At 63.4% G+C, this 13,369-nt stretch carries 12 protein-coding genes; 9 read left to right on the top strand and 3 right to left on the bottom strand.

Annotated features, from left to right (window positions below):
- Positions 1–55: 55 nt before the first annotated feature.
- The 4 genes from AMC88_RS25005 to minE all read left to right on the top strand — a co-directional run bounded on the left by AMC88_RS25005 (position 56) and on the right by minE (position 2,915).
- Entirely contained in the window at positions 56–643 is a 588-nt protein-coding gene (locus tag AMC88_RS25005) for a TetR/AcrR family transcriptional regulator (protein ID WP_016736747.1), read from the top strand.
- 393 nt (positions 644–1,036) lie between these two features.
- The gene (gene minC / locus AMC88_RS25000; protein WP_012490696.1) at positions 1,037–1,759 is read left to right on the top strand and encodes a septum site-determining protein MinC; all 723 of its coding nucleotides are present in this window, start codon (positions 1,037–1,039) and stop codon (positions 1,757–1,759) included.
- An 83-nt stretch (positions 1,760–1,842) separates the two neighbouring features.
- On the top strand, positions 1,843–2,658 hold the full coding sequence (minD, locus tag AMC88_RS24995; RefSeq protein ID WP_041683996.1) for a septum site-determining protein MinD: 816 nt from the start codon (positions 1,843–1,845) through the stop codon (positions 2,656–2,658).
- A complete protein-coding gene (gene minE, locus AMC88_RS24990; RefSeq protein ID WP_012490694.1) occupies positions 2,655–2,915 on the top strand; it encodes a cell division topological specificity factor MinE in 261 nt (86 codons plus the stop codon). The genes minD and minE overlap by 4 nt, the downstream gene beginning before the upstream one ends.
- A 98-nt stretch (positions 2,916–3,013) precedes the next feature.
- On the opposite strand, the gene AMC88_RS24985 is transcribed toward minE, so the two are convergent.
- Both AMC88_RS24985 and AMC88_RS24980 read right to left on the bottom strand, forming a co-directional pair.
- Positions 3,014–4,045: an aldo/keto reductase gene (locus AMC88_RS24985; RefSeq protein ID WP_064826260.1), complete on the bottom strand. Its 1,032-nt coding sequence runs from the start codon at positions 4,043–4,045 to the stop codon at positions 3,014–3,016.
- 225 nt (positions 4,046–4,270) lie between these two features.
- The gene (locus AMC88_RS24980; RefSeq protein ID WP_064826259.1) at positions 4,271–5,551 is read right to left on the bottom strand and encodes a flavin monoamine oxidase family protein; all 1,281 of its coding nucleotides are present in this window, start codon (positions 5,549–5,551) and stop codon (positions 4,271–4,273) included.
- Positions 5,552–5,668: 117 nt separating this feature from the next.
- On the opposite strand from AMC88_RS24980, the gene AMC88_RS24975 reads away from it, so the two are divergent.
- The 5 genes from AMC88_RS24975 to AMC88_RS24955 all read left to right on the top strand — a co-directional run bounded on the left by AMC88_RS24975 (position 5,669) and on the right by AMC88_RS24955 (position 10,009).
- Positions 5,669–6,649, top strand: coding sequence for a 3'-5' exonuclease (locus AMC88_RS24975; protein ID WP_064826258.1), 981 nt, complete (start codon positions 5,669–5,671; stop codon positions 6,647–6,649).
- A 179-nt stretch (positions 6,650–6,828) separates the two neighbouring features.
- The gene (locus AMC88_RS24970; RefSeq protein WP_004669789.1) at positions 6,829–6,975 is read left to right on the top strand and encodes a DUF1127 domain-containing protein; all 147 of its coding nucleotides are present in this window, start codon (positions 6,829–6,831) and stop codon (positions 6,973–6,975) included.
- 562 nt (positions 6,976–7,537) lie between these two features.
- Positions 7,538–8,374 (top strand): 5-dehydro-4-deoxy-D-glucuronate isomerase, encoded by an 837-nt coding sequence (gene kduI / locus AMC88_RS24965; RefSeq protein WP_064826257.1) that lies wholly within the window; start codon positions 7,538–7,540, stop codon positions 8,372–8,374.
- Positions 8,371–9,135 carry a 2-dehydro-3-deoxy-D-gluconate 5-dehydrogenase KduD gene (kduD, locus tag AMC88_RS24960; protein WP_010013452.1) on the top strand — a complete coding sequence of 255 codons (765 nt, stop codon included), beginning with the start codon at positions 8,371–8,373 and terminating at the stop codon, positions 9,133–9,135. Before kduI ends, kduD begins: the two co-directional genes overlap by 4 nt.
- A 127-nt stretch (positions 9,136–9,262) precedes the next feature.
- Entirely contained in the window at positions 9,263–10,009 is a 747-nt protein-coding gene (locus tag AMC88_RS24955) for a FadR/GntR family transcriptional regulator (RefSeq protein ID WP_064826256.1), read from the top strand.
- Between the two features lie 9 nt (positions 10,010–10,018).
- Here the strand turns inward: AMC88_RS24955 and AMC88_RS24950 are convergent, their stop codons facing one another.
- Positions 10,019–13,306 (bottom strand): GH36-type glycosyl hydrolase domain-containing protein, encoded by a 3,288-nt coding sequence (locus tag AMC88_RS24950; RefSeq protein ID WP_064826255.1) that lies wholly within the window; start codon positions 13,304–13,306, stop codon positions 10,019–10,021.
- Positions 13,307–13,369: the final 63 nt, after the last annotated feature.

Below are 13,369 nucleotides of genomic sequence, written 5' to 3'. Positions count from 1 at the left end.
CGATCTAACTCTAATTCTGCTATAGATGTCAAATGAAATCTAATTGGAGATCGCAATGAGAGTCAGTCGCGCTCAAGCAGAGGCCAATCGTGAAACGGTGATCAATGTCGCAAGCCGGCTTTTCCGAGAGCATGGATTCGACGGCATCGGGCTGAAGGATCTGATGAAAGGGGCCGGCCTCACCCAAGGCGGCTTCTACAAGCAGTTCGCGTCGAAGGATGATCTTGCCGCGCTGGCCTCTGGGCGAGCAATGGAGAGCGCCATTGGCAGGTGGTCGAGGGTTGCCGCCGGAAGCGCCGATCCCTTCGCCGCGGTTGTCGGCATGTATCTGTCGGCCGGCCACCAGGGAGAGAAAGGTGACGGCTGCCCCTTGGCAGCACTTGGGTCCGATGCGGCGCGCCAGAGTGAAGAGGTGCGACTTCCGTTCCAGAATGGCATCGAGGCGCATCTTCAGGTTCTCGACGAATTGATCCCGGCATCGGACGGCGCGAAACCCTATGACAAAGCCATGGTCGTCCTGTCCCTCATGGTGGGCGCCGTAACCATCTCTCGCATCATGACCGATCAGGGCATGTCGGAGCGTCTGCTCGAAGCGGCCGCTGATGCCGTCAAGCGCATCGCGGGCGAAACAGCGGAGGGATGAGATCACCGGCTCTGCACCGTCATTGCCGGAAATGATCAGCGCAGGCAAATGGCCTCACCGCTCCTCACCCGCGAATTCAGAGGTCCTCATGATCCATAACGCCGCTCCCGGAAGCCCCGGAAGCGACGCCTCCGAGCACACGGGGTGAGTCGCCGAAGGGTTAACGCAGCGCTAAGAACCGCGGTGATGCTGTCGACGTGATCGCCGAGCAACAGATCTTCATTCCGATCATAGATGAGGATTATTCACTCTTCATATTAATTCAATCTTTTCATCTGCTTAAGCAAAATCTTCGACTGATGGAAGCGACATTACGTTAGGGAATTTCGAAGCTGCGTTAACTTTTTGTTAACCATGTCGGCGGTAGACATGGTCAACGATTTCTTCACACAGATGACCAAAGTGCTAACAGACGCTCGCTCTATCCGCATCAAGGGCCGCTCTTTCCTGGCGGTCATGCTCTCCCCGGACCTTCCGTTCGACGATTGGCTGGCGAGGCTCGACGATCTGGCCGCGCGTTCGGCCGGCTTCTTCCTCGGACGCCCCGTCGTGCTCGACGTGACGGACTTGCAGATCGATAAGCCGCAGCTGAAGGAGCTTATTGCCGAGCTCGGCAAGCGCAATGTCAGCATCATGGGCATCGAGGGCGCGCGGCCTTCCCTTCTCGGCGCGGGCATGCCGCCAGCGCTCAAAGGCGGCCGCTCCGCCTCCGACATCGAGGTTCAGGCAAGCGAGCCTGTCGAATCGTCGAGCAAGCCGGCGGCTCCCGAGATCCGCCCGGCAACGACGCAATCGATCGTCATCCGCGAACCGGTGCGCTCCGGCCAATCGGTGATCTTCCCGGAAGGCGACGTCACCATCGTCGGGTCGGTTGCCTCGGGCGCCGAGGTCATCGCCGGCGGCTCGGTCCACATCTACGGGGCGCTGCGCGGCCGCGCCATGGCAGGATCCATCGGCAACGCATCGGCGCGGATCTTCTGCCGCAAGCTCGAGGCCGAGCTGGTGGCCATCGACGGTATCTACAAAATGGCGGAAGACATGGCGCCCAATCTTCGCGGACAGGCTGTCCAGCTCTGGCTCGAAGATGATGCGATCATGGCGGAAAAACTGACCTGACCACAGCGCCGCGCGTCTTCAAAAGACGCGCAAAGGACGCGGCGTAACACTTGAATTACTGCGGCACGGCAAAGGAGAGAGAAATGGGGAAAGTGATCGTCGTCACGTCAGGCAAGGGCGGGGTCGGAAAGACGACCTCGACCGCCGCATTGGGCGCGGCGCTGGCGCAACGCAATGAAAAGGTCGTCGTCGTCGATTTCGACGTCGGCTTGCGCAATCTCGATCTGGTGATGGGGGCCGAACGCCGGGTCGTCTACGACCTGATCAATGTCATCCAGGGCGACGCCAAGCTCACCCAGGCGCTGATCCGCGACAAGCGGCTGGAGACGCTGTTCCTGCTGCCGGCGTCGCAGACGCGCGACAAGGACAATCTGACGGCCGAGGGCGTCGAGCGAGTCATCAACGATTTGAAGCGCTATTTCGACTGGATCATCTGCGACAGCCCCGCCGGTATCGAACGCGGCGCAACGCTTGCCATGCGCCATGCCGATGTCGCCGTCGTCGTCACCAACCCGGAAGTGTCGTCGGTGCGCGATTCCGATCGCATCATCGGGTTGCTCGATGCCAAGACTGCCAAGGCCGAACGCGGCGAGCGGATGGAAAAGCACCTGCTGCTGACCCGCTACGATGCCAACCGCGCCGAACGCGGCGACATGCTCAAGGTCGACGACGTGCTGGAAATCCTCTCCATCCCGCTGCTCGGCATCGTGCCGGAAAGCATGGATGTGCTGCGCGCCTCCAACGTCGGTGCGCCGGTCACGCTGGCCGAAAGCCGCAGCCCGGCAGCCATGGCCTATTTCGATGCCGCTCGCCGGCTCGCCGGCGAGACCCTGCCGATCGCCATCCCCGAGGAAAAGCGCAATATTTTCGGCAAGCTTTTCGGACGGAGGGCGGCATGAATATTTTCCGCCTCTTCAACAAGCAAAGAACCGCGCCCGCCGCCCGCGAACGCCTGCAGGTGCTTCTTGCCCACGAGCGCGCCTCGGCAGGATCGGACCTGGTCACCCTGCTGCGCGAGGAAATCCTTGCGGTGATTGCCAAGCACGTCGAACTCGACCACGACAAGGTGCAGGTGACGATCGACCGCAACGAATTTGTCTCGACGCTCGAGATCGACGTCGAAATCCCGCTAAACGCGGCCGTGCAGGCCGCTTGAGGGCGCCGCGAAGCGCCGGTCAACTTTTCGAAAAGCCGCCATGGAAACATGCCGGCTTTTCGTATTCTACAGCCCGGTCACGCCAGAGGCCGGAAGGCTCAGCGGCCGCCCTCGATCTTGCGGTGGCGCTGCGCAATCCCGCCTTTGCCATAGGGATAATCGAGCGGCTGCGGCGCGCTGACCTCGTTGAGCCTGGCCATTTCCTCGTTGGAAAGCTCGACCTTCATGGCGCCGAGATTGTCAGCCAGCTGCTCGGGCGTGCGGGCGCCGAGAATGACCGAGGTGACGGCCGGCTGCGCCGCCGTCCAGGCGAGCGCCACCTGCGCCATGCTGACGCCGCGGGCCTTGGCGATCTCTTCGACCGCGCCGATGATCGCCCAGGTGCGTTCCTGGGCATTGCGCGGCGCATAGGATTCGCTGCCGCGATTTGGGTTCTCACCGAGGCGGGTAGCGCCGGTCGGCATCTGGTCGCGCTTGTACTTGCCGGTCAGCCAACCGCCGCCGAGCGGCGACCACGGCAACAGGCCCATGCCGGCATCCTGGCAGGCAGCAACGATCTCCAGCTCGATGTCGCGCGCCAGCAGGCTGTATTGCGGCTGCAGCGTCACCGGCCGCGTATAACCCCGCGCCTTGGCAATCTCCGACGCCTTGGCGATGTGCCAGCCGACATAATTGGAGAAGCCGTAATAGCCGATCTTGCCTGACGAAACCGCATCGTCGAGGAAGCGCAGCGTCTCTTCGATCGGCGTCAGCGCGTCCCAGGCATGCATCTGATAGAGATCGATCTGCTCAAGGCCGAGGCGGCGGAGCGAATCGTCGAGCGCCTGGCCGAGATGCCGGCGCGACAGGCCGATATCGTTGGGGCCGTTGCCCATCGGAAACCGGCCCTTGGTGGCGACGATCGCCTGGCGGGCCTCGGTCGGACGCGCCTTCAGCCAGCGTCCGATGATCTCTTCCGATTTGCCGGCGCTGTAGACATCGGCGGTGTCGATGAAATTGCCGCCCCAGGCGAAGTAATCGTCGAGCAGCTTGTGCGAGGCCGCCTCGTCGGCCTCTGCGCCGAAGGTCATGGTGCCCAGGCAATAGGCGGTAACGACGGCCCCGCTGGGACCGAGCTTGCGATAATCCATGTCTTCCTCCTCATGCGGAGGCCCGCAGCCGACGCGCAAAATCGCCGGGGTAGAAGCCGGGGCTTCCGCAATCCAATGACAATGTCGAGCTTGAGGCGGCCTCTGCCGCCAGGTCACGTCTGGCGCCCGGGGCTCATCCAGAGCAGGGGCGAGGGCAGCATAACCAATCCCGCCTCCGCCACAAGTGGGAAAACATATTCCCGCCCGCCGCGCTAGCGGCGATAGTCATGCATTTCTGGAAAACGCGCCGGCGATCAGATCGGCTGCGGCAACCCCGGTCTCGTAGGCGCCGTGCGCCGTCGAATAACGCGAATGCGAACAAGCTTCGCCGGCAAAGAAGATTCGCCCGTCATGTGGTGCTGCGAGGACCGCACGCTGATCGGAGGCGCCGGGTTGGGCATAGGAATAGGAGCCGCCGATATGGGGTGCGGCCGCCCAGGCCGAAATCGCCGCCAGCGACAATTCCTTGCGGATATCCGCGCCAAATTGCCCTGCCAGCTCGTCGGCGGCGAAGGCAAAGGCAGCCTCGCTGCCCTCTCGCTCGAGATCGTGCGCGAGGTCGCCGGCAAAATAGCCTTCGACAACAGCAGCGCCGAGTGGCCGGAGCTGATAGGTGCCGGTTGCGCCGCGGCTGATGGCGCCGAGCATATGGGTATCGGCCGGCAGCGCCTCAGGATGCGCAAGCCCGAGGAAGAGCTTGTCGGCGAGGCCAAGGGGCAAACGGGCGGCCGCCTGCGTTTTATCGGGCAAGGGCGGGTCGAAGGCGATTTTTTCGGCGGCAAGCATATTCGTCGAAACGGTCACAAGCACGGCGCGGGCACTCAGCACCCCCTGGTTCGTCTCGATGCCGATGCGGCCGGTATCGCGGTGGTCGATGCGCCTGACGTTGACGCCGAGCCTTGCCGGAACCGGCCTGCCATAGAGTGCGATCAAGGTTCCATAACCCTCGCGCACCCGCCAGTCGGGGCCGGGGCCGGGATCGTATCTGTTGTAATCGGCGACCGACGAGCGTTCCAGTTCGGCACCGGTGATATAGGTCCCGATCGCCCGGATCTGGCCGTTCCAGGGATTGCCGGGCTCGAGCGCTGCGGCCAGATCCGTATCATCGCCGTCATGGCTGTCGAGCCGTTCGAAATAGGCGCCGATCGCCTCTTGCGCGGCTTGGGTGTCGGCCTCGTCCCGCTGCAGCCGCCGTCCGCCGTTCCAGGGCGCCGGTGTGCGGTCGACCGTCAATCCGACCTCATCGGCAATCGCCGTCCAGGCATTGGTCCGCGCCCCGTGCAACCAGCCGCAGCCGAGATCGAGCGCGACATCGGATGCTCCCGGCAGCCCGACCGTCCAGGCCCTGCCGCCGAGACGGTCGCCGGCTTCCAGCAACAGGATGGAAAGATCCGGACGGATCGCCTGCAGGCGCCGGGCGGCGGCAACGCCGGCGGCGCCACCGCCGATGATCACCACGTCCTTGTCGGCGCCCTTGTCGGCACCCTTGCCGTTGTCACCGGGCATGTCTTCTCCCCTGGCTGCTGACGCCCAGCTAAACTTTCCTGTCCATGAAAGGCAAGGCCTGGGTATAGCGCCCGGCGGGCGGTGGATTAAACCGCGCCTGCGTGACATATAGCTCCGATGAGCGTGCAGAGAGATTCGCAACTCGACATGTTTGCCAAGCCGTCGCCGGCGGCGGCGAAGGTGCGCGCTCCATCGCGCCGGCCGCCGTCGCAACCGGACGCCCGCTCCGATGAAGACATGGCGCGCGCACTTGAAGAGAGCGGCAACTACCGCATCCTTAGGAAACTGACCGGCCGCCCGATTGCCTCGGTCAGACGGCCGGAATTTTCGCGGCTCGGCGTCGTTCTCGACACGGAAACGACGGGTCTCAACCATCGCAGCGACGAGATCATCGAAATCGGCGCCGTCGCCTTTACATTCGACGACGATGGCGCAATCGGCGATATCGTCGGCATCTATGGCGGCCTGCAGCAGCCGTCGCGGCCGATCCCGCGGGAAGTCACCCGGCTGACGGGGATCACCGATGCGATGGTCGAAGGACAGGTGATCGACATCAGATCGCTCAGCGATCTGATCGAACCCGCCGATCTGATCATCGCCCACAATGCCGGTTTCGACCGGCCGTTCTGCGAGGCCTTCTCGCCGCTCTTTACCGGCAAGGCCTGGGCATGTTCGGTGTCGGAAATCGACTGGAGCGCGCGTGGCTTCGAGGGCACCAAGCTCGGCTACCTCGTCGGCCAGGCCGGTTATTTCCATGAGGGCCATCGCGCGGTGGACGACTGTCACGCGCTCTTGGAAATCCTCGACCGCCAGCAAGGCGAGGGTGAAAGCCCCTTTGCCGAGCTCTATCGGGCCAGCCAGCGCTCGCGCATCCGGATTTTCGCCGAACACAGTCCCTTCGAAATGAAGGACCATCTGAAGGCGAGGGGCTATCGCTGGTCTGACGGAAGCGACGGCCGCCTGAAATCCTGGTGGATCGAAGTCGGCGAAGAAGACCTCGGTGACGAACTTTCCTATCTGCGCGCGGAAATCTACAGATGGCGAGAGGCGGACCCGCCGACCGTGCGGCTGACGGCCTTCGATCGCTTCAAACCTTGACCGCGAAGCGGTTCGGATCCTGAACACCCCTGACACGACCCATGCAAACGCCGCATAGGTGCAGTGATGCATTGGCGCTGCAACAACCGCGGGTCTCATATTATATACAGCGCATCGAAGCGAACGAAGCCCCAAGGACTGGCAGCTAGGCTTCGAAAGCCCACGGAAAGGGGATCATCATGAACGTAGCACGCTCTTTCAACAATTGGCGCAAGTACCGTCAGACGGTCGCTGAACTGGGCCGTATGACCACGCGCGAACTGGACGACCTCGGCATCGGCCGCGGCGAAATTCGCTCCATCGCCCGTGCAGCCATCGGCCGCTAACGGCCCGACAGACGACCATCTTCGAGCCTTGCCCAGCGCCTGCTTCTCCCGAGCGGGCGCTTTGCTTTTGCGGCGTCTGCCAGCCATGAGCATTTCGCATAATGCATGGCTGCCTTGCAAAGAAATGCCTATCGACTGGGCAGAAAATAAGTATGATTATTTCCATCGAAGCGATGCATCTCCTCCCGCATCTCTTCGATATGCAGGCGCCCATCCTCCTCCCAGGGTCGCCTGCGGGAACGACAGCACTCCTCCTCCCAGCTGTCGTTCGGTTCTTTTCGAAAGCCTGCCGCACCTCCTCCAGCGGCAGGCTTTTTCGTTTTGGCCACCTACAAACGGACCGCGCCGCATGCGGCCGCTTGCCATGGTGATATCTCAGTTCTGCTTCAACGCCCCACGGCCTCGTATCTCGCCGAGCAAGCGCCGACAAAGCTGTTGACACCGAACTTGTCGTACAACTATGTAACCAGACGGATACCACCGCCGCGGAAAACGTCTGAGATGACCCGCTTTCCGCAATAGCGGCACTGCCTGACGACAATGAAGCTGAAGGAAAATTGACATGCAGATCGATGTGAGGCACGCCTCCCACCCCGAGGCCGTGCGCGGTTACGACACCGAAACGCTGCGGCGTCACTTTCTGGTCGAAACCATCTTCGAAGGCGGCGAGATCCGGCTGACCTATTCCCATTACGACCGCATGGTCATCGGCGGCGCCACTCCGTTCGGCGCTGGGCTGACGCTGACGGCGCCGACGGCGATCGGCCAGGAAACCTTCCTTGCCGAGCGTGAACTCGGCGCCCTCAACATCGGCGGCGCCGGCCGCATCATCGTCGACGGCGTAAGCTACGATCTTGCCAAATATGATTGCCTCTACGCCGGCAAGGGCGCCAGGGACATCAGGTTCGAGAGCGCGGATGCCGCCAATCCGGCCAAGTTCTATCTGGTCTCGACGCCGGCCCATCAGACGCATCCGACCGTGCTGCTCACCCGCGAAAAGGCCCGCCACCTGACGCCGGGCGAAGCGGCGACGGCCAACAAGCGGTCGATCTACCAGTTCATCCACCCGGAGGTCTGCCAGTCCTGCCAGCTCACTCTGGGCTTCACCATGATCGAGCCGGGCAGCGTCTGGAACACCATGCCCGCCCACACGCATGACCGGCGCATGGAAGCCTATCTCTATTTCGATCTCGAAGCCGAGCAGCGCGTCTTCCACTTCATGGGCGAGCCGCAGCAGACCCGGCACATGCTCGTCGCCAACGAACAGGCGGTCATCTCGCCGCCCTGGTCGATCCATTCCGGCGCCGGCACCAAGAATTACAGCTTCATCTGGGCGATGGCCGGCGACAACAAGAGCTTCACCGACATGGATCACATCGCCATTGCGGATCTGAGGTGAGCGCCGTGGCCAATCCCTTCGACCTTTCCGGCAGGACGGCCGTCGTCACCGGCGCCAATACCGGCATCGGCCAGGCCATCGCCGCGGCGCTGGCCGGGGCCGGCGCCTCGATCGTCGCCGTCGGGCGCTCCTCGATGGACGAAACCGAAGCACTGGTGAAGGAAGCGGGCAGCCGCTTCCACGTCATCAAGGCCGATCTCGGCACCATCGAGCCGGTCAAGGGGATCGTCGCCGAGGCCATCCAGACTTTCGGCGGCCTCGACATCCTCGTCAACAATGCCGGCATCATCCGCCGTGCCGATGCGCTCGACTTTACCGAGGAAGACTGGGACGCGGTGATCGACGTCAACCTGAAGACGGCCTTCTTCCTGTCGCAGGCGGCCGGTCGTCACATGGTCGACAAGGGCAGGGGCAAGATCATCAACATCGCCTCGCTCCTGTCCTTCCAGGGCGGCATCCGCATCCCATCCTATACCGCCTCGAAAAGCGGCCTTGCCGGGCTGACCAAGCTGCTTGCCTGCGAATGGGCCGGCAAGGGCGTCAACGTCAACGCCATCGCACCGGGCTATTTCGTCACCAACAACACGACGGCGCTGCGCGAGGATCCGGATCGCAATGCCGCTATCCTCGCCCGCATTCCGGCCGGGCGCTGGGGGAAGCCTGATGAACTCGGCGGTGCGGCCGTCTTCCTGGCGTCGTCGGCATCCGACTATGTGCATGGCACGGTGCTGCCCGTCGATGGCGGCTGGCTGGCGCGGTGATCCACCTCGCCGGATGACCGGTATAGATCTGTCGCACCGTCCGTCGTTTTGCCTTTCCGGCCGGCATGCGTTAGCACAGGGGTAGCGGTCGCCGCCGCCACCTCGACAGGCAGGATTTCGATCGGGAATGACGGATAAGGACAACGCGCTCTTCACAACAAATCGCCAGCCGCCGAACCTGCGCAGCAGCCTTGCCGATACGCTGATGGCGCAGATCGAATCCGGCGACCTGAAGCCCGGGCAGCGCCTGCCGACCGAGCAGGCGATCATGGTCGCGACCGGCGTCAGCCGAACGATCGTGCGCGAGGCGCTCGCCACCTTGCGCGCCAAAGGCCTGATCACTACGCATCAGGGCCTGGGCGCTTTCGTTTCGAACGATCCCAATCCGCGTTCCTTCTCCATCATTCCCAACGACCTGCAGTCGATCGACGAGGTTCTGCGCGTGCTGGAGCTGCGCATCGGGGTTGAATATGAAGCCGCCGGTCTTGCCGCGCTGCGGCGCACGCCGGAGGATATCGAGCGCATGCAGGACCGTCTCGATGCCCTCGACACGGCGCTGGAAAAGGGCGGATACGGCGCGCAGGAGGACTACGCCTTCCATCGGTCGATCCTGGTCGCGACACAGAATTCCTATTACAGCCGCCTGTTCGACACGTTCGGCGACATCATGGTGCCGCGCCAATGGGCGCGCCTCGACAAGATGACGAGCTTCGAGCGCAAGCGCCATGCCGCCCGCATGCGCAGGGAACATCACGCCATATTTGCCGCGATCCGCGACGGCAACGAAGCGGCCGCGCGCCGCGCCATCCGCACCCATCTATCGAAGAGCGCCGCGCGCTTCGAAGAACTGCGCGACGCGACAGAGCCATCCTGACCGTCTTCGTTACGTCCGCGGCTTCGGTTTCATCAACCGCCGCCAGGCGGCGTGATCCGTGCTGAGATCGATAGCTGCGTGCGCCGCCGGCAGAAGCGGTTTGCGCCGGCGCCGACCGAAGCGTCGTTTGAAACCGAGGATATTTTCGACGAAGCTCCTGGTGTAGAGGCCGGGCCCGCTTGAATAGATGCGCCATCCGCCGTCTACGGCGACCTTTCCCGCCTTGAGGCGCGCCCAATCGTCCGCCGCCTGATAGCGGTCAGGAAAGGCCGCGTCGCTGCTGCTGAAATAGGTGTTGCGCTGGCGCAGCGACGCATGCGGCAAGGCCGTCGTGACAGCGATCGGATTGACGACGGCAATCGCCTTCCAGAGCGCGTCCGCCGCAGCGTCGAGCGCAAGCGTTTCGCAATAACGCAAATGCGCATGCACATACATCAGTCCGATCTCGCGGCCGAAGAAGGAGGAGGATTCGGCCCGGCGGAACAGCGTTTCAGGCCCGCCGGCGTAGGTCGCGGGCTTTTCCATCAGCCGCACGCCGTCGGGGAAAAGCAGATGCTCCTCGATCAGCCGCATGTGATCGTGCCGCTGCGCCGGCGTGAACAGCTTGCCGAGCATCGCCTGCGTCATCGCGATCAGCGAGAAGGAGAGGCCGGTGCGCGTGTCGCTCGGATGCAGCAGCAATTCGACGCCGTCATGGGCGGGATCGAAGATGCCATAGCCGGCAACGACGCCGTCCCGCACCAGATGGCGGTTGAAATCCCGACGCATCGCCATCGCGATCTTGCTGAAGGACTTTGCCTCCTCGCCTCGGCCGAGGCGACGCACGATGGCGGAATAGCGGACAATCTGCTCGTAGAGCAGGGCGACGGTCCAGCTGCTGACCATCCAGTCGCGCAGATGCGGATCGGCCGGCTGCAGGGAATCGTTCCAGTCGCCCTCGCCATAACGGATCAGATGGGTTCCCGGGATGAAACGTTCGCGGACGGTATCGAGCAGCTTCTCGACATGGATGGCGATGGTATCGGTTTCCGGCGCCTTCTGCATGGTCTTTTCGTCGCGCCAGGATACCTTCTCGTCGAGAACGGCGAGGTCGCCCGTCGCTTCGACATAGTCGCAGAGCGCTTTCAGCGGCCAGACGATGATATCGCCGTGGCTGTCACCCGCCCGGATATTGGCATAGGGCTCCAGCATGAACCATTGCGGCCAGTCGCCTTTCTCACGATATTGCTCGCTGAAGACCGTTTTCAGTACCTCCTTGGCCTCGCGGTCGTGCTCATAGGCGAGCAGGAATTCGATCGGCCCCTGGCAGGCGTCGCGCGTGCCCCAGGCCGCACCGGTATATTGCTCCAGCCCGTGCGGCACGCTGAGATGCACGATGGCGTCATGGGCGAGCCAGGGCAGGAGGGTCGCCTGGGCGGCAAGATCGGGCGACGCGTTGTCGATCCCCATTTCGCGCACGGCCTTGCGCCAGAATGTCGATGCCGGCGCGAGCATGGCCTCATCGCTGACGCCGGCTTCATACCGTTGCGCCAGCCGCTCGGCGTCTTCAGCATCGGTCATCGAACCGACGACGGCGAAGGAGAGGGCCTGCGTCGGCCGGGAACGCAGCGCCACGAAAGCGCCGTTGCGCGCGAGACCATCGGTATAGAGCAGTTCGTCGCCGCCGATCTCGTCGATGGCATCGGGCGTCGAACTCACCAGCCAATAAACGGCATCAGGGTAACGCTCGCCCCAGAGCCAGGCGGCGTCGGGCCGGAAGGAGATGCGTTTGCGCGAAGGGTCGAAGTCGATCTGCCCGCCCGCGTCATATTCACGTTCGCCGAGCACGACATGGCCGAAGACCAGGAAGCGGCACGCCTTGCCGTGAACGGAGACGCTCCATTGCATTGCCGCATCCGCGCCGGAGGCGACGGCCGAGACGATGATCGTGCGCCCCGGGCATTGATAGATCCAGCGGCAGTCGCTCAGCCCCATCTCGAAGGCCGAGGGCACCGCCAGAAGCTGCCAGCCGACGCCGACATCGGCCATGATACGCAGCCCGCTGGCGCGCGTCAGATTGTAGGGATCGCGCGAGACGGAAAAGAGCTTGTGGAAGGAGGTGTTGCCGATCGTCAGCTGCGCGGCGAAAATGCCCTGCATCCAGCAGGTGGCGGCGAGTGTGGCATCATCCAGCAGCATGTTCTGGCCGCTTCGGACGATCGCACCGTGGCGCCGCGCGACGATCAGCTCCTTGTCGCGCAGCACGACGTGGCGGTTGAGCGCACCGTCCTGCACGAAAAACGAAAGCAGCTTTCCGTGGCCGCGCTCTTCCAGGCTGCGCTCGGGATAGAGCCGGTTGATCGTCTTTTTGTCGAGCGGCTCGGCCTCCAGCAGAGAAGCGTCCTGGAGCAGGCTGCGGACCGGTGCTGCCTTCTCCGGATGAGCGGCCGCCTCGTCCGGCAGCGCGATGCCGTCGAGCCGCGCAAGATCGGCATCGCTCGACGCCTCGGGATGATCGGCGGCGAACAGGGCGAAAAAACTCGCCGTCGCGCCATCGGATGCGAGCGAGAGCGGTCTCGATTGCAGGGCAGGGCAGGCCGTCTCCTGCTGCCGCCGTTCGCTCGGCAGCCGCGTGCCGAATGCACCGACCAGCAGGTCGTCGAGCCGATCCTTTGCCTGCACCAGCTGGATCGCATCGGTGGCATAGCCGACAGCCCCGTCGAGGCAGCCTTGCGCGAGCCAGGGGTTGCGGGCGCCTGATTGTTTGAGATTTTGCCGGTTTATCACAACGCAACCATAGGCCTTATGCTCGGCGATGTGGTGATCGACATATTGCGAGGCATAGGCCTCGCTGTTCATCAGAAAGCCGCGGTCGCCGAGGCCGACATCCTGGATCAGCACCAGATCCGCCGGCAGCGTTCCCTCTTTCAGATGCCGGATCGAGGCCCGCCAGAACCATGCCGTTTCAGAGCGGTGAAGCGCGAGGCGGACGTCATAGGCGACATCGCCTGTCTTGCCGCTCCACGAGAAGCTCGTCGCATCATAGGCGAAACTGCCTCTCGCACGCGGCCCGACGATCTCGACGACATCGGGGCGGGCGCCGCCGACGCGCAGGTAAAGGCGGCCGATACCGCCGATGAGCGGCGAGCCCTGGATCTGGTTGATCTGCACCGCTCCCTTGTCGTCGGCATATTCAATGGCAAACAGCGTTCCGTTCGGCAGCGCCGATATCGACAGGCCGGAACCGTTGCTGATCGTAAAGAGGCCAAGCTCTTCACGTCGTGGCATTTGCAAACTGCGCGTCCGGTTGGGGGCCATTGAGATCTCGTCGATTGATCAGAGGGAATCAGAGGATGGCGCAAAAAGATTGAGAGAAATCTT

This window comes from Rhizobium phaseoli, from assembly GCF_001664385.1.
Classification (GTDB): Bacteria; Pseudomonadota; Alphaproteobacteria; order Rhizobiales; family Rhizobiaceae; genus Rhizobium; species Rhizobium phaseoli.
Note: the sequence above shows the minus strand (reverse complement) of the source record. Positions and strands in the feature narration are given on the sequence as shown.

Excerpts from the sequence above, each read along its gene's own strand:
- AMC88_RS24970 (WP_004669789.1), top strand. The coding sequence starts at position 6,829 with ATGAACGTAGCACGCTCTTTCAACAATTGGCGCAAGTACCGTCAGACG.
- AMC88_RS24955 (WP_064826256.1), top strand. The coding sequence starts at position 9,263 with ATGACGGATAAGGACAACGCGCTCTTCACAACAAATCGCCAGCCGCCG.
- AMC88_RS24950 (WP_064826255.1), bottom strand. The coding sequence starts at position 13,306 with ATGGCCCCCAACCGGACGCGCAGTTTGCAAATGCCACGACGTGAAGAG.
- AMC88_RS24980 (WP_064826259.1), bottom strand. The coding sequence starts at position 5,551 with ATGCCCGGTGACAACGGCAAGGGTGCCGACAAGGGCGCCGACAAGGAC.
- minC (WP_012490696.1), top strand. The coding sequence starts at position 1,037 with ATGACCAAAGTGCTAACAGACGCTCGCTCTATCCGCATCAAGGGCCGC.
- AMC88_RS25005 (WP_016736747.1), top strand. The coding sequence starts at position 56 with ATGAGAGTCAGTCGCGCTCAAGCAGAGGCCAATCGTGAAACGGTGATC.
- minD (WP_041683996.1), top strand. The coding sequence starts at position 1,843 with ATGGGGAAAGTGATCGTCGTCACGTCAGGCAAGGGCGGGGTCGGAAAG.
- AMC88_RS24985 (WP_064826260.1), bottom strand. The coding sequence starts at position 4,045 with ATGGATTATCGCAAGCTCGGTCCCAGCGGGGCCGTCGTTACCGCCTAT.
- minE (WP_012490694.1), top strand. The coding sequence starts at position 2,655 with ATGAATATTTTCCGCCTCTTCAACAAGCAAAGAACCGCGCCCGCCGCC.
- AMC88_RS24975 (WP_064826258.1), top strand. The coding sequence starts at position 5,669 with ATGAGCGTGCAGAGAGATTCGCAACTCGACATGTTTGCCAAGCCGTCG.
- kduI (WP_064826257.1), top strand. The coding sequence starts at position 7,538 with ATGCAGATCGATGTGAGGCACGCCTCCCACCCCGAGGCCGTGCGCGGT.